Origin of the sequence: Dyadobacter fanqingshengii, from assembly GCF_023822005.2 — a bacterium.
Lineage (GTDB): Bacteria > Bacteroidota > Bacteroidia > Cytophagales > Spirosomataceae > Dyadobacter > Dyadobacter fanqingshengii.
Window position 1 is genome coordinate 5,394,479 of record NZ_CP098806.1, and the last position, 21,745, is coordinate 5,416,223.

Consider the following 21,745-nt stretch of genomic DNA (forward strand, 5'->3'; position numbering starts at 1 on the left):
ATCAGGCTTGGCCCATGCTTTTGAGCATTCTGATATGCGAACCTAATGCATTGGCAAAGTTTTCCTTAGCATTGTATTCCAGCCCGAATTCCTGTGCAGTTTCCTGTACAATAGGCGATAATGCGTGATAGTGAATGTGGGAAATGGATGGGAACAAATGGTGTTCGATCTGATAATCCAAACCGCCGATATACCACGACAAAAAGCGGTTTCTTCCGGCAAAATTGGACGTCGTCTGCAATTGGTGCACCGCCCATGCATTTTCGACGCAACCTGAACAATCCGGCTCCGGTTGGTGAACGCCTTCCACCACATGCGCCATCTGGAAAACCGTGCTCAGGATCATTCCGGCCGTGCAATGCATGGCCATGAACCCAATAAACCATTGTCCGAAAGTAAGCGATGTGAAATAAAGCGGGATCACGCAGATGAACAGGAGGTAAGCCAGTTTGGTAATCACAAGCTTAATAAGCTCCCTACGCGGGAATGGCTTGGTCATTCCAGACTCCGACATTTTATTAAAGAGTGAGATTTCCTTAAAGTCTTTCCATAGGAACGATAAGGTCATCAGGCTGTATAAAAAGAATGCGTAAATATACTGGAAACGATGGATCTGTTTCTGTTTTTCCTGGAATGATAAACGAAGCAGGAATTTGCCGGTGATATCTTCGTCTACTTCGTGAATGTTGGTGTATGTGTGATGAAGCCTGTTATGTTGCACCTCCCAGTTATATGCATTACCTCCCAGAAGGTAAATTGACGCACCAAAAAACTTGTTCAGCACATTTGAAGTCGCCAACGAGCCATGAATGGCATCGTGCATAACTGACATGCCCACTCCCGCAACGCCGAATCCCATCACAATGGCCATAATGAACATGGATAGGTTCGAGAAATGGCCGGTAATAATAAGAAAGTAGGGAATCAGATACAGGCTTAGCATAAAGAATGCCTTGTAAATGATCTGTTTGCCACCCGACTTGCAAATGTTATTGGAAGAAAAATATTGATCTACGCGCTGTCGAAGTGTAGGGAAAAATGTGCTTTTGCCAGCGTTGGTAAACTTGATTTTTTGATATTGCATAAGGAGACTGACGGGATTTCTCTGTTGGAATGATTTGCGCAGCCCCTTAGCAACGCAAATACCCCATTATTATTAGTTAAAGGTAAAAATTAATCGAAATGGCATGAATAAGGCCGGTAATTGGCCGGCCTTATCATTTCACAAATATATAATTACAATGCAAAAAATATATTATTACAATGCAAACTTTTCTTTGATTGCATCGACAAAATCAAGTTTTTCCCAAGTGAACAACTCTACTTCAACCTCTTTCTCTTCGCCGTTAGCGCCTTTGAACGATTTCGTCACAATCTCATTTTTACGGCCCATATGACCATAAGCAGCTGTTTCAGAATAGATTGGATTACGTAGTTTCAAACGTTGCTCGATTGCGTATGGACGAAGGTCAAAAATCTCGCCGATTTTGTTAGCTATCTCGCCGTCGTTGCCGGATACTTTGGCTGTGCCGTAAGTGTTAACATACAAGCCGCAAGGCTCGGCTACACCAATCGCATACGAAACCTGTACAAGCACTTCGTCGCAAAGTCCTGAGGCAACCATGTTTTTAGCAATGTGACGCGTCGCGTATGCAGCTGAACGATCCACTTTGGAAGGATCTTTTCCTGAGAAAGCACCACCGCCGTGAGCGCCTTTTCCGCCGTAAGTATCAACGATAATTTTACGTCCCGTAAGTCCGGTGTCACCGTGCGGGCCGCCAATTACGAACTTGCCGGTCGGGTTAATGTGGAATGTAATGTCTCCTGTGAACAATTGCTGGAGTTCAGGGGTAAGCTTCGCTTTCACACGTGGGATTACAATGTTGATCACATCCTCTTTGATCTTCGCAAGCATAGTCGCTTCTGAATCAAAATCATCGTGTTGTGTGGAAACTACAATGGTATCGATGCGCAAAGGCACATTTTCATCGCTGTATTCAATCGTCACCTGGGATTTTGCATCTGGGCGAAGGTAGGGGATCAGGCTGGACTCTGTGTTTCTGATCGCAGACATTTCCTGCAAGATCTTGTGAGCAAGGTCCAATGCCAGTGGCATGTAATTTTCAGTTTCACGCGTTGCATATCCAAACATCATTCCCTGGTCGCCCGCACCCTGCGCATTTGCTTTTTCTTCAAAGCTCTCGGAAGCAACCGCACGGTCAACGCCCTGGTTAATGTCTGCACTCTGATCGTGAATGGCAGATAAAATACCGCAGGAATTGGCTTCAAACATGTATTCACTCTTCGTATATCCGATTTTCCTAATAACATCACGTGTTATTCTCTGAACATCCAGATAAGTGTTTGTCTTGACTTCACCAGCCAAAACGACCTGGCCGGTTGTTACCAAAGTTTCGCAGGCTACTTTACTATTAGTGTCCCAGGCTAAGAAGTTGTCAATTAAAGCATCTGATATTTGATCGGCGACCTTGTCAGGATGTCCTTCAGATACGGACTCCGAGGTGAATAAGTATGGCATAAATTGAAAATGTTAATTCGGCAAAAAAAGTGAAGTTAGTGTATGAATGAGAAAGCAAAATTGAATTTTTTTGGGATATTAACCAAATAAAAGAGACTTAAAAAGCCATTCAGAATGCGCAGATTCGCATAGTGCAGCAGGCATTTATAAGCTGAAAAGCCCACTTTCATTCGAAAGCAGGCTTTTCAATTTATGGTTATCATTTAAATCGGCACATTCACGTGACGTTCCGCGTGATAGCTGGATCTTACCAGTGGTCCTGATTCTACGTATTTAAGTCCGCGTTTCAGTCCTTCTTCTCTGTAATTGTCAAACATTTCGGGAGTGATCCATTCGATCACTTCGTGGTGCATTTTGGTTGGCTGCAGATATTGTCCCAAAGTAAGAATGTCGAGGCCGTTGGCTGCAAGGTCGTCCATTGCTTTGTACACTTCGCCTTGTGTTTCGCCAAGTCCCAGCATAATGCCGGATTTGGTGCGCTGACCAAATTCCTTTGTTCTTCTGATCTGTTCCAGGCTTCTTTCATATTTGGCCTGAGGACGTACCGAACGGTATAAACGTTCCACCGTTTCCATGTTATGTGAAACCACTTCCTGGCCCGCTTCAATCATGTGGATCAACGCATCCCAGTTATTTTTCACATCCGGAATCAATGTTTCAATGGTTGTTTCAGGAGTATTTTCTTTGACATGTCTTACGGTTTGATACCATATTTCGGCGCCTCGGTCCTTCAATTCGTCCCGGTTAACAGAGGTAATTACCGCATGCTTCACCTGCATGAGTTTGATCGCTTCAGCAACACGTCTCGGCTCGTCGGTATCATATTCATTCGGCCGACCTGTTGCTACTGCACAAAAACTGCAACTTCTCGTACAAACATTGCCAAGGATCATAAAAGTTGCTGTCCCCGCACCCCAACATTCGCCCATATTCGGGCAGCTTCCGCTTTCGCAGATTGTATGCAATTTATAATTATCAACCAGTTGCCTTACTTTCCTAAACTCAGGTCCGGCTGGCAGCTTAACCCTCAACCAATCTGGTCTTTTCTTACGCTCTGAGGGGATAACAGGTAATTCAATCATATATATTCGTAATCTCTGACAGCTTGATTTTTGAAAATTAAACTGTCAATTGCTAATTTATTTATCGCTTTTTGCTTCCAAAATAAAGGGTTAGGTAACCCGAGGTGAAAAAGCTTCTGTTCTCGGCGAACGCCATGATCTGCACTTTTCTTGTAAATGCTTCTGCTATGAAACCAATTTCAACCCCTGTAACATTTTCCCGAAAAGCGCTCAGTTCAAAGCTCATTGCTGTTTTTACGTGCAAACCGGGAACAATCTTCGTTTGTCCAAAACCCTGGAAAAAACTACCCGCTCCAACAATCCCGGTCGTTTGCGTGCTTCCGGCATGTTTTACAGGATCAAATGGCTCCGTAACAACGCGTCCGTCTGAACTCTGAAACTGCACCATATAGGGCTTTTCCAGTCCTAATGACGGTCCTGCAGCCAAAATCCCGCTTATAGAAATGCCTTCATCGTCCTGTCTGCTAAATAATGTGAGTTCCCGTCCATACTCTGGTCTTAATACAAAAAGGTAATTCTGTTTTCCATAAACAAGCCTTGCCCCCGTAACAAAATCCTGTTGAGAAAGCTCTTTCGGGTGCTTCACATTCACCAGTTCGAGTGCCAGATATCTGTATTGGTTTTTGCCAAATAACTTCGAACCCAGCGCCGAAGATTGCCTGAACACCGCACCGCCCAATATCCCTGAATTGGTATTGGTGGTTATACCAAAGGAAGTAAAAGATTTATAGCTCTCTTCATTGTCCTCAGCCTTTGCCCGACGTTGCGCATATATATCTGTCGATAGTGCAAACAGAATAGATACTGATAGTAAAAATTTTACACGCATCATATATTTAGATCTAGATCTCTGTTACAATTGGAAGTATAGTATGAACAGTGAAAGTACAAAATTATAGTTTAAAGCCGCTGAATATCGCCACCACTTTAACGGTTTTTTGTACATTTATGTTCTTTAAACGAAAAAAGAAATAAAAATGCCCGCCAGTCATCCCGCGCTTCCGGGATTTTCTGAAACAAATTTTTCGCTAATCTTCTTTTAATCAGAATCTTTTGTCCGAAGTTATCTATCAAAGCGCAATCAGCACCGTCGCCTCTTTGATGCGCGTTGCAGCGTTGTTTAATCACAAGATCAAACTTGGTGTTGCAGGTCGCGAAGGGTTATTGGAGGAGATGGAAAGTGGATTTCAAAAGTTGGTGAACGGGCGTTCTGTGGCCTGGTTTCACGCGGCTTCGCTTGGCGAATTTGAGCAGGGGCGACCGGTTATTGAAGCCTACAAAACACAATTCCCTGATCATTTTATTCTGCTGACATTCTTCTCTCCGTCCGGTTACGAGGTTAGAAAAAACTATAATGGGGCAGACTACATATGTTACCTGCCCTGGGACACTGCGTCCAATGCGAAACGTTTTGTCAAAATCGCTCAACCGAAAATTGCGTTTTTTATCAAATATGAATTTTGGCACAATTACCTGGTTGAGCTGAAAAAGAACAAAACGCACATTATTTCCTTCTCCACAATCTTCCGGCCCGACCAGATTTTTTTCAAGAAAAGGGGCGGATTTTTCAAAAAGATGCTCAATTTGTTTGATCACATTTTTGTACAAAATCAACAATCACTCGCATTGCTTCATGGCATAGGTGTGCAACATGGCAGCCTGGCCGGTGATACAAGATTCGACCGGGTATCAGCCATTGCAGCCCATGTGAAGGATTTGCCTGAGGTTGCGACTTTTGTGGAAAACAAACTTTGTTTGATAGTCGGATCTGCATGGGAGGCTGATATGCAAGTGCTTATCCCCGTCTTAAATCATTTTAAAGGATCGCTGAAAGCAATTATTGCCCCACATGAAATCCGTAAAGAGGAGATAGCACAATGGCGCAAAAGTCTGGATGGAAAAACGCTCTTATACTCGGAACTTACTAAGAACATACATAGTGCGGAATATGATTATCTCGTGATAGATAACATTGGCATGCTTTCCTCTTTATACCAATATGGCGATATGGCTTACATTGGCGGGTCGTTTGGTTCGGGACTGCACAACATTCTGGAAGCCGCCACTTTTGGCATTCCCATCACTTTTGGAAATAAGCAATATCACAAATTCCAGGAAGCAGTGGATCTGATTGAAAGAAAAGGAGCCGTTGCCGTAGCCGGTAACGAAGAGCTGGCAACCACTATACGTCAATGGATTGATTCGTCCGAACTTAGGAAAGTAGCGGGGAATGTGAACAAAAGTTACATTGCGGATGGAGTTGGTTCAACGGATTTGATCCTGAACGCAGTCAAAAAAATGCAGGGCTGAATCAATGCTTTTGCAAGTCACTTATTCAGCCCTTATATATTATTTTGCTATTCCTCAGGAAAATTCCTTCGCAATCAGGTGCTCAAACAAATGCGCCTGCGTGCCCAGTAACCTGGCTTTTGCGCCTAGTTTGGAAATGTGGATAGACAATGAATTTTTGAAATCAGAGAGGCAATATTTGTTGATTGCCTGCTCTATCGGGTTGGAGATGAATGGCCCGGCTTCTGCCAGCAATCCACCCACTATAATGACTTCGGGATTGAAAAGATGAACGGCCGTAGCGAGTCCTTTACCCAATTCGGTTCCCACGGTGCTCAGCAAGTCAATAGAAAATTCGTCGCCCGCGTGCACGGCTTCAATGATGTGCGACGTGTCCAGCAGATCCAGGTTGTTGTTGACGATTTGAGACAAAATGGTCGCTTTTCCGCCATTAATGCCCTCTTTTGCGCGTCTGATCAATGCAATGGCGGAAGTGATCGTGTCCAGGCAGCCGATTTTTCCGCAGTGACATAAAAGTCCGTCTGGCTTAACCTGAATGTGGCCAAGCTCGCCGGCGAAACCCGATGCACCATTGAAAACTTCGCCATTAATTATAATGCCCAAACCCACACCCCAGTCAATGTTGATGGTCAGGACCTGAGATTTTTCCCTAGCAAAACCGAATCTGTGCTCACCGATCGTGGTCGCTTTTGTGTCGTTGAAAAGGCAAACCGGCAGTTTGAAATGTTTCTTTAAATGCGAAACGAGCGGAACTCCCGGCGGGGTAAGGTTAAGATAAGTCAGGTTGATTCCCTGGGAGGAATTGATAAGCCCCGGCATTGAAACGCCTATGCCCCATAACTTACTGACATTAATATTATTGGATTTAAGAAAGTCGTCGCTGGCTTCGAAAAGCTGGTCGAGAAATGTGGAAGAATCGTCGAGCCTGATATCGACTTTGCGCTTTAAAATCAGCTGATTATGCAAATCAAATATGACGAGCTGCGTATCATGGCGGTTGATATCCATAATAAGCGTCAGGTATTTTTTCGAATTCAGTCCGTATAACACCGGTGGCCTGCCTGCACGCGCGGGTCCCGTCCCCGTTTCAATAATCCACCCCTCACGAATGAGCTCATTAACGATGCCTGTTGCCGAGGGAATACTGGCATGGAACAGGCGCGCCATTTTGTTGATCGAAGTATCGCCGGATTGATATAAATGAAGCAATAAGTTACTTCTGATACGGTTTTTACGAATATCAATGACCGAATTCGGTTCTTCTACAACTAAGTCCATTATGCGGAGTGTAAATGTATTTTGTAATAATGTTTATTTAAAATTATTATGATTGATAAATACTAATGTATGCAAAAACAATTAAACTCGACTAAATATTAAAAAATATTATTATCGATGGTTGTAACCAGCAAATAAAAAACAGAGCCTATGGAAAAACTACTTAATTTTATTTTGTTGATTTTGGCATGTACGGCAGTATAATGTGAAACTCCGGTTAAATTCGCTATTTGCAAAAAAAGACGGAATGGATTTAGTTAAAGGATTGGTTTTGCGGTCGACTGGTTCATGGTATGATGTGCGGGACAGCCGTGACGGACATATCTGGCAATGCAGGTTGAAGGGAAAGTTTAAAGCCTTGGGATTAAAGGTCACTAACCCCATTGCCGTAGGTGACTATGTGCGGTTTGAGGCTGAAGACGAAACGCAAAATTTTGGTATCATACATGAAATATTGCCCAGGGAAAATTACGTTGTGCGACGCTCGGTCCACAAGACGGCACACGCGCATTTGATTGCTGCCAATGTTGACCAGGCTATCCTGATCGCTACACTGGTTTTCCCTAGAACTTCACTAGGTTTTATTGATCGGTTTTTGGTTGCCATTGAGTCATTCCGGATTCCCGGCGTGCTGATTTTTAATAAACAGGATCTGCTCAATGATGATATGAAGGAATTCCAGGCTGAGCTGATGGAGCTTTACGAAGGCCTCGGATACACTTGCATGGCCACCACAGCCGTGAGCGAAGAAGGGCTTGAAAATTTCGCTGCATTGCTCAAAGGAAAAGTGTCTTTGCTTTCCGGTCATTCGGGTGTTGGAAAGTCTACATTGGTGAATGCGATTGCACCCGATTTGGATATTAAAACACAGGAAGTTTCCACATTTGCCAACAAAGGTGTGCATACGACAACATTCGCCGAAATGTTCGAGCTGGAACCCGGAACATTTATCATTGATTCTCCAGGGATTAAGGAACTGGGCCTTTCCGACATGAAAGCAGAGGAAATCGCTCATTCTTTCCCGGAAATGAGGGAATTACTGAATCAATGCCGTTTTAACAACTGTCAGCATATTAACGAGCCGGGGTGTGCTGTGAAAGACTCGGTTTCGGATGGGGAAATTGCCATCAGCCGTTACGAAAGTTATTTGAGTATGGTTGGTGATCAGGATAACCGTAAATAGAACCGGATGAAGAACGTCGAGCACATTGGTATTGCGGTCAAAGAGCTGGAAGAGGCGGAAAAATTGTTCTCAAAACTTTTTAATACAAATCCCTATAAACGTGAAACCGTTGCTTCCGAGGGTGTTTTGACCTCTTTTTTTCAGGTTAACCAAACCAAAATAGAGCTGTTGCAATCCACAGATCCCGACGGCGTTATTGCCCGGTTTATTGAGAAAAAAGGGGAGGGGTTTCATCACGTCGCGTTCGAAGTGGACGACATTGTAACCGAAATGAATCGACTAAAAGAAGAGGGTTTCACCTTGTTAAGTGAAACCCCCAAACCCGGAGCAGATAACAAGCTCGTATGTTTTTTGCATCCGAAAACCACGAATGGAATGTTGATCGAGCTTTGTCAGGAAATCAAATCCTGAGTGTCGAATCTAAAACGGCAACCCGACCGCAATGTTGAGGATCAGGTTTTCCTTTCTCCAAGCCTTACTCCGGAAATTGACTTCGTTAAAGACCCACGGATTTTTGTAAGTAACCTCACCTTCCGGTGTTTCAGATTTGATTTCTTTGGTGTACCAGGGCTTGCGGAAAGGCGTTGCAATGTCAAGTCTGAAAATCAAAAAGGAGAAGTCAAGTCTTAATCCAATCCCACCACCAACCGCAATTTGTTTGATAAAGTCTCTACCGATAAGTGCACTTGAATCGTATCTAGCTCTTTCGGGGCTGCCGAATGACCAGATATTACCAGCATCCATAAATACAGCGCCGTTGATGATGTTTGTGAATTTCATCCGAAGTTCTGAATTGAATTCCATGCGTATATCAGCAAAATTTTGATAACCGATCAATGCAATTGTTGCTGTATCGGGCGTATAAGCTCCCGGACCGAGCGCGCGCGCTCGAAAGGCCCTAATTCCCGTACTACCACCCCCAAAATACTGCTTGAATTGCGGCGTAGCCATGTTTTTAGAGTTGCCGTACGGTTTGATAGCTCCAAGTAAGAGCCGATTTGCCCATTTGACTCCCGGCGTAATGGTGCGGTAATATCTGATGTCGCCGTCCACCTTTACGTATTGAAATACGGGAACCTGCAAAAATTCTTTTGGCATTCCGACTGAATCTCCGCTAGGACGTTTCGCAAAAAGACTCAGTAAATTTCCACCGTAATCAATTCCACCCGTAAGAGCATATTGGTTTCTGGCAAATGGTCTAGGCGTGGGCCGATAGGATACGGAATAGTTGGATCCTGCAATGAAGTATTTTTGCTCAACCAGCGTGAATAACCGTTCCACATCCACAGGATTCGTATTGGGACTCGTGGCAATGGCAAACAAACGCTCATAATTTACATTGCGAGGTTGAATGTAGTTAATTGCAATTGGAGTTAATGTGTGTACGACCTCCGAATTTTTGCTCCAAATGTAAGCCCAATCTCCCCGGATGGATGTGGTTGTATAAAGTCCGCGTTGCACCCGGTTTTCATAGTTTATAGAAAGTACAGTCTTGGGCAGAGCCTGGCTTTTTTCTGGTCTAATGCGCACAAACGGAATAATAAAGCGCGGAAAGGACAAATCGGCGCCTATACCATAGCGAATGTACTCATTACCAATCCGGTTCGGATTTGCCTCCTGATTACCACCCAACTGCACGTCAAATCCGAAAAAAGCTTTGATAGCAAGCATTTCCGCTCCTCTAAATGTGTTACGGTTCCGCCATGCTACATCCAGCTGAGACCCGCCCAAGTTATTTGATTTCGTACTCGCACTTAAAGTTGTCTGTAACGCTTTCCCTTTCAACGGTTCCAGATCGTAACGCACATCCAGCAAGGCTGAATCCGAGCGCGGAACGAGGTCGAATTGATTTTTTACAAACTTGAAATTTTGGAGATTGACCAGTCTTTGCAGGGATACATTATGCATGGTATTGGTATACATATTTCCCCTCCTGAAACCGATTGCGTCATAAAAAATTCTTCTTTTGTACAGATTGCCCGGATCTTTAATGTTCAGGCCACGGCGGAGCGGCTCACGGGCAGCCGTTGTGTCCGCGAGCAAACTTTCCTGGCTTCCGGTATTTACGTAAATTTTGTTTATAAAATACTGCTTCAACGAAGTTTGCGCCGTTTGTGGCTTTACTTCAAGGAAAATATTCACCTGCTGAGGCGCCAGTGTGGAGTCCCTTTTTCCAATGGTGGAATCCACTTTAATGATCAGATAATCGGGGTTGAAAAAGTAATAGCCTTTGCCTTTCAATTCCAGGTCTATCCTGCTTCTTTCTGTTGCTATGACATCCAAACGAGGAGGCTCGCCCTTTTTCAGTAGTGTTTTTTGTTTGGCTAAAATCAGATCTCGGTTAAATAAAGAGCTGTCCCTAACCACATAATTGATCTCGTTCATCACATAACGCGGCATGACATAGGCATCGAACTCATAAATGGCAGTCCTGCGTTTCTTCTTTTTGCTTGGAACCAGCTTTCCAGTGGCTTTTGAGCGATAATAGGCTTCATTATCCAAATGGGAAACCATGTTCGCGGCATTAATGTCTGCTACACGTTGGGTTGCGAATTTTGGGGCCTCTCCCAATTTATTGCGAAACCAGCTCCGTAATCCGCCTTCGTCTTTCGGCTCACCAATAAAATACCACCACCATACTTTCCAGGGAAAACCGAGAAGCGTTTTGTTAGGCGGCGGCTTTACAATGGCTTCCAGCTCGGAAGCCAGGCCCGAAACATTGGGTTTGGTTATGGTATCTGCTTGCACACTTACTTTGCTGCCCACATAGAGACTTTGGCCTTCCGGGACATATTTATTCACTGAACAGCTGCTCAGCGTCACCATAATAACCAAGATGCCTAATACACTATTTCTCATTTTTTTGCCTTTGGAAAAATTCACGCAGCAGGTCATAATCTGCCGTCACAATAAAACTTACACCGGTCTCGATGATGAAACCTTCCAGAATGGACTGATATTGATTTTTACGAAACGCTCTGAACAAATACCGGCCATCTCTTGTGATCGCATAATCCAACGCAATGTTGTCAAAAACCTCGTTGGAACTGGCTGAGTTGGACTGGCTCTCGATTTCGAAGTTTTTACCCACGGAGATTTTAAGACGATCATTCAAAAATGCCTTGCTCAAACCAAGGTTAAGGTCGGTGCGTGCGCCTGTTGTCTGATCTGCAGTAGAGTTAACACCAATATCCAGGTCGACGCCTTTGACCAAATCAGAAGCAAGGTTATTCAGCTGATCGCTTAAAAGCTGGCTTACGCTTTGACGCGCAACCGCTTCTGCACTCGATCCGAGATTGAAACCAGGAGATGATTGGTCTGTGATAAATTTATTTGTAATCAAAAGCGCAAACGCCTGCTTGTTCATTTCAGACGGACTGCTTTTCATATTTTCCCAAAAACTCTGACTGGTCAGCTCGTTGGTTACTTGCTTGTCAATGGTTTCGTCCGGCACAATGTTGAATGTAATGTTCGGCGTTGTCAGGTTTCCTGTAATGACAACTTGCACCTGAATGGGGACCTTGCTGGCACCCTGGAATTTGGCACTGATTGATCCCGGGTCAACTTCCACGGTATAACCAGCAGTGATGTTCAGTTCGGCGTTCATGACATCGCCGGTCCAGAGCAGATTACTTCCTTTCAAGATCTGGAATTGTCGTTTCAGGATCTGCAAGGTGAGGTCATATGAGCCTTCGGTCACGTCATAGGAGCCCAGCATAAAGAGCTGACCATTGGGAGCGATCCCGGTGTTTAATTGCGCATTTCCTTTAAGCCGGATATTGTCTCCATTCAGCTCATCGATCACAACTTTAAACTCAGACTTATCATCCACGTCAATGTCGAGGGAAATTTGCGAAGCAAAATCGACGGTTGTTATTTTAGCCGCAGCTGAATCTGCCTCGGCAACCTGGGTTGAATCGCTCATATCCACAAACTCAATGATGCCTTTGGAAGCGTCCCCAGCCTCCGTAGCCTCATTAGGAAGCACAAATGTGATGTTGCTGCCCGGGTCTACCTTAATGCTTCCGTCAATCACCGATTTGCTGCCTTGTCCTTTTACACTCAGGTCGGCATCAATGTTCGCCTTTCCATAAAACAGCTCGTTTTGTTTCTGCGTCGAATTCAACACATTGAAATTCTTTGCATCAATGGTCAGGTTATATGCTACATCGGGAATATTAGCGATGTCGACTTTTCCATTAATTTTCATCTGCTGATTGGTTGAATCGGCAATGATGAAATTGTTGAAATTGATATTTTGCCCGTTGAAATTGATTTTCTGATTAGCCAGTGAATATCGTGAGCCAAGCTGGGTAGCATTGAAAGCAACGTCGTTAAAATTAATTGCTCCGTCGAGTCTGGGACTGTCGGTGGCGCCAGTGATGGCGATATTACCGGTTAAGTTTCCGGTTGCTTTTTTCAATTCACCAAAACTAAAAGCCTCAATCGTCTGCGCGCTCAACCTTTTCAGGTCCAGCTTGAAATCCATCGGGCTTTCAGATTTCAGATTGTAATTTCCTTCCAGGGTCATATTATTTTCCCCGTTGGTAAGCGACATATCCACCCGGATCAGGTTTTCAGTCTCATTGGTCGATTTCAGCACAAGGTTACCAACAGGGATCTTCGTCACAGCAAGACTGTCAATCGTCAGTTCACCCGTATAAACCGGCGCTTTCATGTAATCGCTCAAAAGAATTTTCCCATTCAGAATCCCTGTTGCCAATGTGGAATCCCGTGTGGCAATCCCGATCATTGGTCCAATGGAAATATTAGCAATTGCAATATCCAGCGGACTGTTTGGTGCTTCGCTTGTGGAATTGATGGTTATCGACTGATCCTTACTTTTGATTACAAAATTCTTAATGTAAAGACTGTCAGGAGCGTAGGAAATATACCCGGAAGTGTCGGTTTCCCATTTGAGATAATCCAAAAGCAAGCCTTCACGCAGATTAAGCCGGTAACGATTATCAGCGATTGCCAGATCGCCCAGCACCGCATGGCGTTCCGTATTGACAGAATCCCTAACAATGAAATCGAATTTGACATCATTGTTAACAATTTTGCTTTCCAGCGAAGCATTCTGAATCCTGAAACTGCCCGTGTTTACCAAACCAACGTTGGCATTCAGTGCGGCATTTTCCTTGGTATTACTAAAATCAACCGAAACCCTTTCCGTTTGAATGCTGTCGTAGTTCACCATAGGAATGGTCAAACGCGCCACGATGGAAGAATCCTGCTGGTTATCCAATTTTGCTTTAAACTGAATATCATTCATTTCTTTCAGCGCAGGAACGAAAGTCGTGATCAGCGGGTGATTGCTTACCGTTGCGTCAAGCGTGAAATTTACCGGTTTGGTAACAGCATTATAAGTAAGGTTTGGCGCTTTGAAATGTTTACCAACTTCCGTCAGCAATGCATCTGCAATTTCTGTATAAACAAAATCACCTTTCATCTCCGCTTTCAGAAAAGGTGATTTAATGGTTGCCTGACGTTGCCCGCTGGAATCCGTCAATTGCACATTCATGGAATCAATGGTTATCGGTCTGCGGTGATGTGTAAATGTGAAATCGTTTATATCAACTGTTCCCAGCGGATTTTCGGGATTAGTGGAAGGCATATCCACCTTAATGTTTCCTTTGAGCTGCAAAGAATCGGCATATAAATGCAACGCAGTCAGATCCAGCTTTTCAATGGAAACGTCGGCTTTTACAGAAGGATATTCTTTCGAAAGGTCTGCCTGGGCAGTGAGGTCTACATCAATGTTCTGATCATTCATCGTCGCCGAAACATTGGCGAAGCCATTGTCGACGTCTCCCTTTAACGTAAGGTTATTGTACACATAACCCTTGATGTCAGCACTTGCTACTGTTCCGTCCAGACTAGCTTTCATCGTTTTCGGCGCATAACCAATCCCTTCCAGATCAGTCCTGAGCGTCAGCTTGCCCATTTCCGCCGGTGGTTGTTTCATCATCCGGCCTAAATCAAAGTCAGTGAATGCTAATGTGCCGTTGTATTGTGCTCTTATACTGTCCGTAATGTTTTTCAGGTTACCCGAGAATGTGCCTGTCCCGAACGAAGTGTTGATCGTGGTGGTCATCGTGATGTTTTCCATCGATCCTTTCACTTTTCCAGTGATCTTAATGTCTTCGGGAAGTTCTATCGAGGCTGGAACTGCGCTGTCGGGCAGCATTTTCATCAGGTCCTCTTTTGTTGAAGAGAGTTCGTTGATGGTCATGTCCACGGCGAGCTTATTAGCGTCCGGCAACCCTTGAATGCGACCGTCAAGCGCTAAAACGGTTCCGTTAAGCATACTGAAACGCGCTTTTGAAATGAGCATATCATCCACCGAGCCGGTAACGAGTCCGGAGCCTTCCAGCATTCCGTTGGGTTCTTTATCAAATGGCGGGGTTTTGGCAAGATCGGGAACCAGCAGTAAAATGTCCGCAAAAGCAACGCGGCTGTCAGTGAGCCGAAGCTTGATTTTAACGTTTGCAATGTCCTTGGCCAGTTCGTCCAGGTTTTTATATCGAAGGCTTAATTCGTCCCTCAGCAGCGTGTTAGGCGTTTTGACATACAAATTCCGCAAATAGGTTTCTTGCGCACCGTATTTGAAATTGGTCCTGAACTCCTGTAACCTAAATCCGCTCTTTTCCTGAAATGAGCCAGATTTAAGCGAGCCCGCAATGTTTTCAGGGGAAAAAATAAAGTCCTTTAAATCTACATTAAGATTTTTTACATCCAAATGCGCAAAATCCAGTCCTTTGGGCTGGGCTGGTGTGTTGAAATCATCGTAGCGCAAGTCGTTATTGACCAGCTTAATGTCTCCAACTTTTACATTCCAGCCTGGCGCTGCAGCTTCGTCAGTAGTTGTGTCTTTTTTGGCCTCCGCTTTTGCTTTTTTTGCAAACTCGGCATAAAGCGACATTTTTTCCAGGTTCAGGTTGCGAACATCCACATATTGGCTACCCATATATATGTTGTTCACACGCCCTTCCAGCTTCCCAACGGAAACGCCATTTTTCAAGCCAGCGATTTCATCCTCAAACAACCATTTAAATTCCCTGATATCAATGTCGCCTACTTTAATGTCGAGTGAATCAGCGGGATCCGGAACAGTTTCCGGCGTGGTTTCCGTTTTAAGCGGCTGATACATTCTTAGCTTAACCTCGCTGCCCAGCAAGGCAAGTTTGGAAGGATGATACTGGGAAATTGTAGGATTGAATTTATCAAAATTTACATGTGCCGAATCAATGTTGGCTATTGCGTCCGTGCCGGTAACAGCATCGCGATAGGACAGACGCACATTTTTCAATGAAATCTGGTCGAGCCGCATTTCCATCGGGCTGGAAGTTGTGTCGACCGTCGTAGTGGTGTCGGCGCTGGCAAATGCGTCTACTATGAACTGGAAATTGAAAACGGTGTCTGGTAAAACCCTGTTGATGTTGGCATTAATGCCTTCAAGCTCAACTTTGTTGATCCCGACATTGCCCTTGATGAGGCTGTACATGTCGAGATCAACATAAAGTCTTTTGCCTGCAACAAGCGTGTCGCCATGTTCATCTTCAAAATAAACACCTTCTAACAGGATCCAATCGGGGACGTCGAAACGCACTTTTTCAATATTGACCTTTGTTTTAAGCTTTTTCCGAAGATATGAATTGGCCTGTGTCGTCAGAAAGTTTTGTCCAAAAGGCGTTTGAATACCCCAAACCAAAACACCAACCAGGATCAATATCGTCAGAATTACAATTGCTAATACTTTTAGTGCTTTCTTCATCCGTTTCTATTATGCCCGGCCCCGACTCAGGGCACAGGTGATAAGTTACCTCGTGCTATAAAATTCACGCCAGCACCTGCGTCTATCGTCTAAATAATTCAGGTGCAACCTGGCTATTAATGTTGGCCGTTGAAACTACGGTTACCGGTTTTTTGTCTAAACTATTAATTTCGACCAATTTCGTAGGATATAAAATGCCGTATGCCGATTTTGTATAGTTGGACATATCCGTGGTTGTTTCCACACCGGCCAAATTCTTACGAACCCTTTGCAAAAGACCTGTTTTTGAGTCGAAATAGAGGTTATATTTCACACCTTTTCCTTGTAATTCCACCTGCGTTACCGGAACACTGTTTAATGTTTCAATGCCCACAGTGGTAGCAATCAAGCCCCTGTTTTTATAATCCATAAAAGGCACCAGCAGCTCATACATTTCCCAACGCATATTTTGCTGTTCGGCCTGGCTCAGGTCCTTTACGTCTGTTCTCTGTCCGATCGGCACTTTGATCCAACCTTCGTTGCCTTTCACCGTGTACACAAAGCTGCGTTTCATGATGGTTTTGGACTTCGAAATAGATTGCTCCGGAATTGAAACGGTCATGTTAGCATCGTATGGAGCCGCAGAGGCAGCGGTATAACTCCTTTTCAAACTGATTGTTTTTACACCATCCCACAATGCTTTACCGCCTGTGGCTTTGTAAAAATTTGAAAAAATAGAATCAGCAGGCACTTTTTGTCCAAATGAAAGGACGGAAACCAGCAGCAGTGCGGATAAAATATTCAATGATTTTTTCATGTCAATGTTGTTTTTGATGTGGATAACGGATCACAAGTCTTAAAAAAACGATGTGTTTTTCGTTGGGTTAGATCAAGTTTTTCGTTCAGGGTTTAATTAAGTCAAATAATTCCACTACTGCATTGCGTGTTTTGCAAAAACCATTCCACTGGTAAGACTTACGGAATACTGAGGCCGTTTGTTGATGAAATAGCTGTTTTTGTACATCAAGTGATGCGTAGAATGCAAAAAGGGAAGAGTCAAAACCCTTCCCTTTGCTATCATGTGGTTACTTTAAATCAGGCATCATCGCCCCCGTTAGCACTTATTTTCCCAAAGCGATATTGGAAGGTCAGGTTAACCAACCGGTTTGTCTGCTGCCAGAGGGAATTTTGGGAGTAAGTAGCCGTATTCAACTGGCTTTTGTAAGCCCTCGACAAAAATATGTCCTGAACGTTAAAGGAGATTGTTGCCTTTTTTTCCAAAAGCTCCTTACGAATACCCATATTGGCAATAAATACACCTTCACGCGTTCCCTGCGCAATAGCCCTGGGCCCTTCATAATTGATATAAGCCGATGCCCGGAAATCCGCAGGAAGCGTTATGAACGCATTCAGGTTTCCTGAGTAACTCCAAGTTCTGTTGTCAATTTGTGCGACTTGGGATACAACCTCACTTCTGAAAACCCGGCCGCTGCCATTGATTTTCAGCACTTCAAAAAGGGTTTGGGAAAAGTCGGTTTCAAGTCCATAAGAAAGCTCGCGTCCCACGTTTGCAAACTGCGTTAATGATATGCCGGTTTCGTCAATCGTCCTGATGCGGGTGATGGCATTATTGGAATAATCCATGAACAATGATGGTCCCCAGCCGCCCGAAGCTTCGTAATTGGAATAGCCCATTTCGGCCTTATGCGTAAATTCAGGTTTCAGCGTAGGGTTCCCGGATTGAATGTTCCTCGGATCCGAAACGTCGGTATAAGGGTTGAGCCAATCCGCTTCCGGCCGTTGCACGCGACGGCTGTAATTCAGTTTCAGCTGAGCAGATTCCCCTAGCTTACGGGTTAGCGCGAGGCTTGGCACAAGCGTAAGGAAATGTACATTGAATGCGCGGTTAATGCTTATCTGATTAATGTCCTGGTTGTAATCTGTTACGCGCAGTCCCGCACGCATGCCCCAGAGATCTGTTTTTTGGGAAAATGTCATGAAACCCGTGTAAGTCGCGTCCTTATAGCCAAATACGTTGCTAATGTTCGGGTCAAACACGTAGCTTCCGGTTTCCTTCGACATGTTATAAAAAGCGTTGGTGTTGTCGTTAGCACTCATACGCGAGCGCAAACCCACTTGCAATGTTGCTTTCTTGGTGATCGGCCAGGTGTAATCTGTGTTGAGAAATAGGGAGTGGCGTTTGTTGTCGCGCAGGTTTTGCTGATTGCGCATCAGACTATCGATCTCGCTTTCCTGATTGTAGTAAGATTCACCGTCCGACTCGCCAAGAGAATAACTGGAGGTGAAGGTGAGCTGATGATCTTTATCATCAAATTTCTTACGGTAATCCAGGTTGAAGTTTAGGTTCTCACCATTCCCTTTGCTGTTGTTCAGGCGGTTAAATCTCTCGGTTGCGTTACCGGAAGCGAAGCTGGTTTCATTTAACAGGTTGCTGTTATTACGGCTCTGGTCACGCGAATAGTTTACGCCCAGTTCAAGCGAATTTTTATCATTGATATCGTAATTGACACCAATACGTCCGAAAGCATTTTTTCCTTTGTTGCCGCCCGTTCCGGTTTGTTCAAGGTGTGAAGTGTTTTCTGAAATAAAATTATCGCGGCTCAGATTTCTCTTCCAGGTCATATTTCTGGATTGGCCGCTCAGCGAAGCATTCACACCCACTTTTCCCATGCGATAGCTCAGGTTACCCGATGCGCTATGGTTGTTTTTGTTGCCCAGGCTTGCGCGCAAACCGCCGTTTGTGCCACGTATTTTTGTTTTTTTCGTAATAATGTCGATCACACCCGAAGCGCCCTCGCCTTCGTATTTGGCCGATGGCGTGGTCATTACGTCAATGCGCTCGATAAGGTTTGCGGGGAAAGATTGAAGAATGGTGGGCAAATCGCTGCCATATAAATTTGAAGGTTTGCCATCGATCAGAACCACCACATTGCCTTTACCCCGAACTTGCGGATTTCCGTTTTCATCCAGCGAAACAGCGGGCACTTTTTCAAGCAGATCGCTTACATTATTGCTGGTTGCAAGCATATCCTTTCCGATGTTGACGATCTTCTTATCAATGTCATCCACGATCATGCTTTTCTCACCCTTAACGATTACCTCATTCAGTTTTTGCGCCTCCGGCAGGATTGTAATGTTTCCCAGATCCAATAAGCTGGCTTCCGCCGAAACATTGATATTGGGAACAAATAATGTTTGGTATCCCATATTGGTAACCCGCAGCACATATTTTCCTGGCGTAACATTGGCAATGCTGAATGCGCCGTTTTCATCAGCAACACTTCCACTGGCCAGTGACGAATCTTTGGAAGCGAGCAAGGCGATCGTAGCAAAACTGACGCCGACATTGCCGGGAGATTCAACAATTTTCCCGATAAGCTTGCCTCCGTCTACGTACACGTTTTTTGTGTCAAAAATAGGATTGGCAAAAACTTGGACAGAATCAAAAAATAAAACACTGAATAGAAATAGGGCAGAAAAGTTAAGAAACGGAGTTCTTTTCACGGGTATAGGTTTTAGATTTTTATTAGGAGTTAAGTTACCAATCAAGTAAATGAAGCGTGTGTTTTGGATAAAACCGTGTTAACGAAAAGGCAACCGGCTCATCCAGGCAGGAACATTTGTAACGCGCAGAATATCTGATTAATTACATAAAATTATAAAAAAATTAAGAATTGATGTATTTTAAAAGTGTGTTTGGCAAAATACAGTTTAAGTTTTATCCTTTTTGCTCAAATGCCTTTTCGAAAGAGCGGATAGGTTTTCAGTATATTTGTTTACCTGACAATAGGACAAATGGAAAAGAAAAGAGTAATCACTTTCTATAAAGATAAAGGCGAGCCATATTTTCAGGCGATGCTGGACAGTATGAAAGAAAGTCCGGCCGAGCGCTTTGTTAAGTTTTTTGAAAATAAAGCGAAAATGGACGCATTTCTTGGATTAGTGAAACCCAAAGGATCTCGCCGCACACTTACGATTCGTAAACCAGAATGGATTTAGAAAATAATGAGTTTGTCCAGTTCACTAAATGTGCTCAGGAGCAAAAACTTGAATATATTGTAATTGGAGGTTTTGCCCTTTTTCTTAACGGTTTAAACAGAGCTACTAATGACGTAGATATCTGGATTAACCCAACGAAAGAAAACGGTGCCCGGCTCGTGTCGGTTTTTCGTTGTATGGATTTGGATGAAAGTGCGTTGGCAAAACTCGAATTATTGGATTTTACTCAGCCACAGGTTTTTGGCTTCGAAGGCCAAATTGATATATTGACCAGCATTCATCGCCTATTTGACTTTTCACAAGTTTTCGGTCGGTCAAGGAAATTCGAAAGCCCTCATGGTGCAACAATCCATTTTTTGCATTTAAATGATCTTCGGGAGGTAAAAATTTTAGCCCGCCGACCTCAGGATATTCGCGACGTTATCATGATCGATGACTTTTTGAAGTTACAGAATGATGCAGACAGCAAGAATGACTAAACCTCATAAATAAAAATCCTGCAACCGACAGAGGCTTCTTCTGAAAGATCATATTTTTGCAGGATGTATAAAATTCTCGTTTCTCCTATACTTTTCCTGTTTGATGCTGAAAGCATCCATTATTTTGTCTGTGAACTACTGCGGTTCGCTTTTAAAATTCCCTTTGTCCCGCAAATATTAAGATCCCTTTATACTTACGATCACCCGGATTTGGTTCAGGAAGTGGCTGGATTGAGATTTCGTAATCCCGTGGGACTGGCGGCCGGATTTGATAAGAATGCGGAAATGGTGGACGAGCTGGAAGCATTGGGCTTTGGCTTTATCGAAATCGGGACGGTGACGCCAAGGCCGCAGCCAGGCAATGAGAAGCCGAGATTATTCAGGCTGAAAAAAGATAAGGCGCTCATTAACAGGATGGGTTTTAATAATAAAGGCGCAGCAGTTGCGGCCGCGAAACTGGCTAACCGGAAATCGAAAATCCTGGTAGGCGGGAACATTGGAAAAAATAAAGACACGCCAAACGAGCAGGCACTGGACGACTATTTGATCTGTTTCAGGCAGCTATTTGATGTTGTCGATTATTTTGTTGTCAATGTAAGCTCACCCAATACGCCCGGATTACGGGATTTGCAGGAAAAAGAACCACTTACTGCGCTATTACGCGAACTTCAGAAAAAGAATAAAGAAAAATTTAATCCAAAACCCATATTTTTAAAGATCGCTCCAGACCTGACCCTAAGTCAGCTGGATGATATTATTGACATTGTAAAAGAAACCGGGATCGCAGGCGTTATCGCTACTAACACCACCATCAGCCGGGCAGACCTTCGTACGAGCCAGGCTGAAATTGAAGCAGCAGGAGCGGGCGGACTGAGCGGCGCGCCGCTTGCACACCGTGCGACGGAAGTAATTCGTTACATTTGCGATAAGTCCAACCATGCGTTTCCCGTTATCGGAGTTGGCGGAATCGGTTCGGCGAAGGAAGCCATTGATAAAAAAAATGCAGGAGCCAGCTTGCTGCAACTATACACAGGATTTATATATGAAGGGCCAGATTTGGTAAAAGACATTTGCAAATCTTTGGTCAGAAAGTAAGAG

The 21,745-nt window shown here is 44.1% G+C and carries 15 protein-coding genes; 6 read left to right on the plus strand and 9 right to left on the minus strand.

Annotated elements, in window-relative coordinates; translation table 11 throughout:
- Position 1: 1 nt before the first annotated feature.
- The 4 genes from NFI81_RS22600 to NFI81_RS22615 form a co-directional block, all read right to left on the minus strand.
- The gene (locus NFI81_RS22600) at positions 2-1,084 is read right to left on the minus strand and encodes a fatty acid desaturase family protein (protein WP_234615747.1); all 1,083 of its coding nucleotides are present in this window, start codon (positions 1,082-1,084) and stop codon (positions 2-4) included.
- A gap of 174 nt (positions 1,085-1,258) precedes the next feature.
- Positions 1,259-2,539: a methionine adenosyltransferase gene (gene metK / locus NFI81_RS22605; protein WP_234615748.1), complete on the minus strand. Its 1,281-nt coding sequence runs from the start codon at positions 2,537-2,539 to the stop codon at positions 1,259-1,261.
- Between the two features lie 203 nt (positions 2,540-2,742).
- Entirely contained in the window at positions 2,743-3,621 is an 879-nt protein-coding gene (gene lipA / locus NFI81_RS22610) for a lipoyl synthase (RefSeq protein WP_234615749.1), read from the minus strand.
- A gap of 61 nt (positions 3,622-3,682) precedes the next feature.
- The gene (locus NFI81_RS22615; protein WP_234615750.1) at positions 3,683-4,453 is read right to left on the minus strand and encodes a hypothetical protein; all 771 of its coding nucleotides are present in this window, start codon (positions 4,451-4,453) and stop codon (positions 3,683-3,685) included.
- A gap of 221 nt (positions 4,454-4,674) precedes the next feature.
- Between NFI81_RS22615 and NFI81_RS22620 the strand changes: the two genes are divergently transcribed.
- Positions 4,675-5,931, plus strand: coding sequence for a 3-deoxy-D-manno-octulosonic acid transferase (locus NFI81_RS22620; protein ID WP_234615751.1), 1,257 nt, complete (start codon positions 4,675-4,677; stop codon positions 5,929-5,931).
- 54 nt (positions 5,932-5,985) lie between these two features.
- Here the strand turns inward: NFI81_RS22620 and NFI81_RS22625 are convergent, their stop codons facing one another.
- The gene (locus NFI81_RS22625; RefSeq protein WP_234615752.1) at positions 5,986-7,209 is read right to left on the minus strand and encodes an ROK family transcriptional regulator; all 1,224 of its coding nucleotides are present in this window, start codon (positions 7,207-7,209) and stop codon (positions 5,986-5,988) included.
- A gap of 247 nt (positions 7,210-7,456) precedes the next feature.
- Here NFI81_RS22625 and rsgA point away from each other — a divergent pair, with 247 nt between their 5' ends.
- Positions 7,457-8,392: a ribosome small subunit-dependent GTPase A gene (gene rsgA / locus NFI81_RS22630; protein ID WP_234615753.1), complete on the plus strand. Its 936-nt coding sequence runs from the start codon at positions 7,457-7,459 to the stop codon at positions 8,390-8,392.
- 6 nt (positions 8,393-8,398) lie between these two features.
- Positions 8,399-8,803 (plus strand): methylmalonyl-CoA epimerase, encoded by a 405-nt coding sequence (gene mce, locus NFI81_RS22635; protein WP_234615754.1) that lies wholly within the window; start codon positions 8,399-8,401, stop codon positions 8,801-8,803.
- A 9-nt stretch (positions 8,804-8,812) separates the two neighbouring features.
- Here mce and tamL read toward each other — a convergent pair whose 3' ends face one another.
- From tamL to NFI81_RS22655, 4 genes are all read right to left on the minus strand, one after another.
- Complete coding sequence (tamL, locus tag NFI81_RS22640; protein ID WP_234615755.1) at positions 8,813-11,251, minus strand: translocation and assembly module lipoprotein TamL; 2,439 nt, start codon at positions 11,249-11,251, stop codon at positions 8,813-8,815.
- Complete coding sequence (locus tag NFI81_RS22645; protein ID WP_234615756.1) at positions 11,241-16,169, minus strand: translocation/assembly module TamB domain-containing protein; 4,929 nt, start codon at positions 16,167-16,169, stop codon at positions 11,241-11,243. The genes tamL and NFI81_RS22645 overlap by 11 nt, the downstream gene beginning before the upstream one ends.
- An 82-nt stretch (positions 16,170-16,251) precedes the next feature.
- Positions 16,252-16,965 carry a hypothetical protein gene (locus NFI81_RS22650; protein WP_234615757.1) on the minus strand — a complete coding sequence of 238 codons (714 nt, stop codon included), beginning with the start codon at positions 16,963-16,965 and terminating at the stop codon, positions 16,252-16,254.
- A 278-nt stretch (positions 16,966-17,243) separates the two neighbouring features.
- Positions 17,244-19,568: a TonB-dependent receptor gene (locus NFI81_RS22655; protein WP_234615758.1), complete on the minus strand. Its 2,325-nt coding sequence runs from the start codon at positions 19,566-19,568 to the stop codon at positions 17,244-17,246.
- A 396-nt stretch (positions 19,569-19,964) separates the two neighbouring features.
- On the opposite strand from NFI81_RS22655, the gene NFI81_RS22660 reads away from it, so the two are divergent.
- The 3 genes from NFI81_RS22660 to NFI81_RS22670 all read left to right on the plus strand — a co-directional run bounded on the left by NFI81_RS22660 (position 19,965) and on the right by NFI81_RS22670 (position 21,742).
- Positions 19,965-20,168 carry a hypothetical protein gene (locus NFI81_RS22660; protein ID WP_234615759.1) on the plus strand — a complete coding sequence of 68 codons (204 nt, stop codon included), beginning with the start codon at positions 19,965-19,967 and terminating at the stop codon, positions 20,166-20,168.
- Positions 20,159-20,647 carry a DUF6036 family nucleotidyltransferase gene (locus tag NFI81_RS22665; RefSeq protein WP_234615760.1) on the plus strand — a complete coding sequence of 163 codons (489 nt, stop codon included), beginning with the start codon at positions 20,159-20,161 and terminating at the stop codon, positions 20,645-20,647. The genes NFI81_RS22660 and NFI81_RS22665 overlap by 10 nt, the downstream gene beginning before the upstream one ends.
- A 63-nt stretch (positions 20,648-20,710) precedes the next feature.
- Complete coding sequence (locus NFI81_RS22670; RefSeq protein WP_234615761.1) at positions 20,711-21,742, plus strand: quinone-dependent dihydroorotate dehydrogenase; 1,032 nt, start codon at positions 20,711-20,713, stop codon at positions 21,740-21,742.
- Positions 21,743-21,745: the final 3 nt, after the last annotated feature.

Bases quoted from the DNA above. Each gene is read 5' to 3' on its own strand.
- NFI81_RS22600 (WP_234615747.1), bottom strand. From the start codon at position 1,084: ATGCAATATCAAAAAATCAAGTTTACCAACGCTGGCAAAAGCACATTT.
- metK (WP_234615748.1), bottom strand. From the start codon at position 2,539: ATGCCATACTTATTCACCTCGGAGTCCGTATCTGAAGGACATCCTGAC.
- lipA (WP_234615749.1), bottom strand. From the start codon at position 3,621: ATGATTGAATTACCTGTTATCCCCTCAGAGCGTAAGAAAAGACCAGAT.
- NFI81_RS22615 (WP_234615750.1), bottom strand. From the start codon at position 4,453: ATGATGCGTGTAAAATTTTTACTATCAGTATCTATTCTGTTTGCACTA.
- NFI81_RS22625 (WP_234615752.1), bottom strand. From the start codon at position 7,209: ATGGACTTAGTTGTAGAAGAACCGAATTCGGTCATTGATATTCGTAAA.
- rsgA (WP_234615753.1), top strand. From the start codon at position 7,457: ATGGATTTAGTTAAAGGATTGGTTTTGCGGTCGACTGGTTCATGGTAT.
- mce (WP_234615754.1), top strand. From the start codon at position 8,399: ATGAAGAACGTCGAGCACATTGGTATTGCGGTCAAAGAGCTGGAAGAG.
- tamL (WP_234615755.1), bottom strand. From the start codon at position 11,251: ATGAGAAATAGTGTATTAGGCATCTTGGTTATTATGGTGACGCTGAGC.
- NFI81_RS22645 (WP_234615756.1), bottom strand. From the start codon at position 16,169: ATGAAGAAAGCACTAAAAGTATTAGCAATTGTAATTCTGACGATATTG.
- NFI81_RS22650 (WP_234615757.1), bottom strand. From the start codon at position 16,965: ATGAAAAAATCATTGAATATTTTATCCGCACTGCTGCTGGTTTCCGTC.
- NFI81_RS22660 (WP_234615759.1), top strand. From the start codon at position 19,965: ATGGAAAAGAAAAGAGTAATCACTTTCTATAAAGATAAAGGCGAGCCA.
- NFI81_RS22665 (WP_234615760.1), top strand. From the start codon at position 20,159: ATGGATTTAGAAAATAATGAGTTTGTCCAGTTCACTAAATGTGCTCAG.
- NFI81_RS22670 (WP_234615761.1), top strand. From the start codon at position 20,711: ATGTATAAAATTCTCGTTTCTCCTATACTTTTCCTGTTTGATGCTGAA.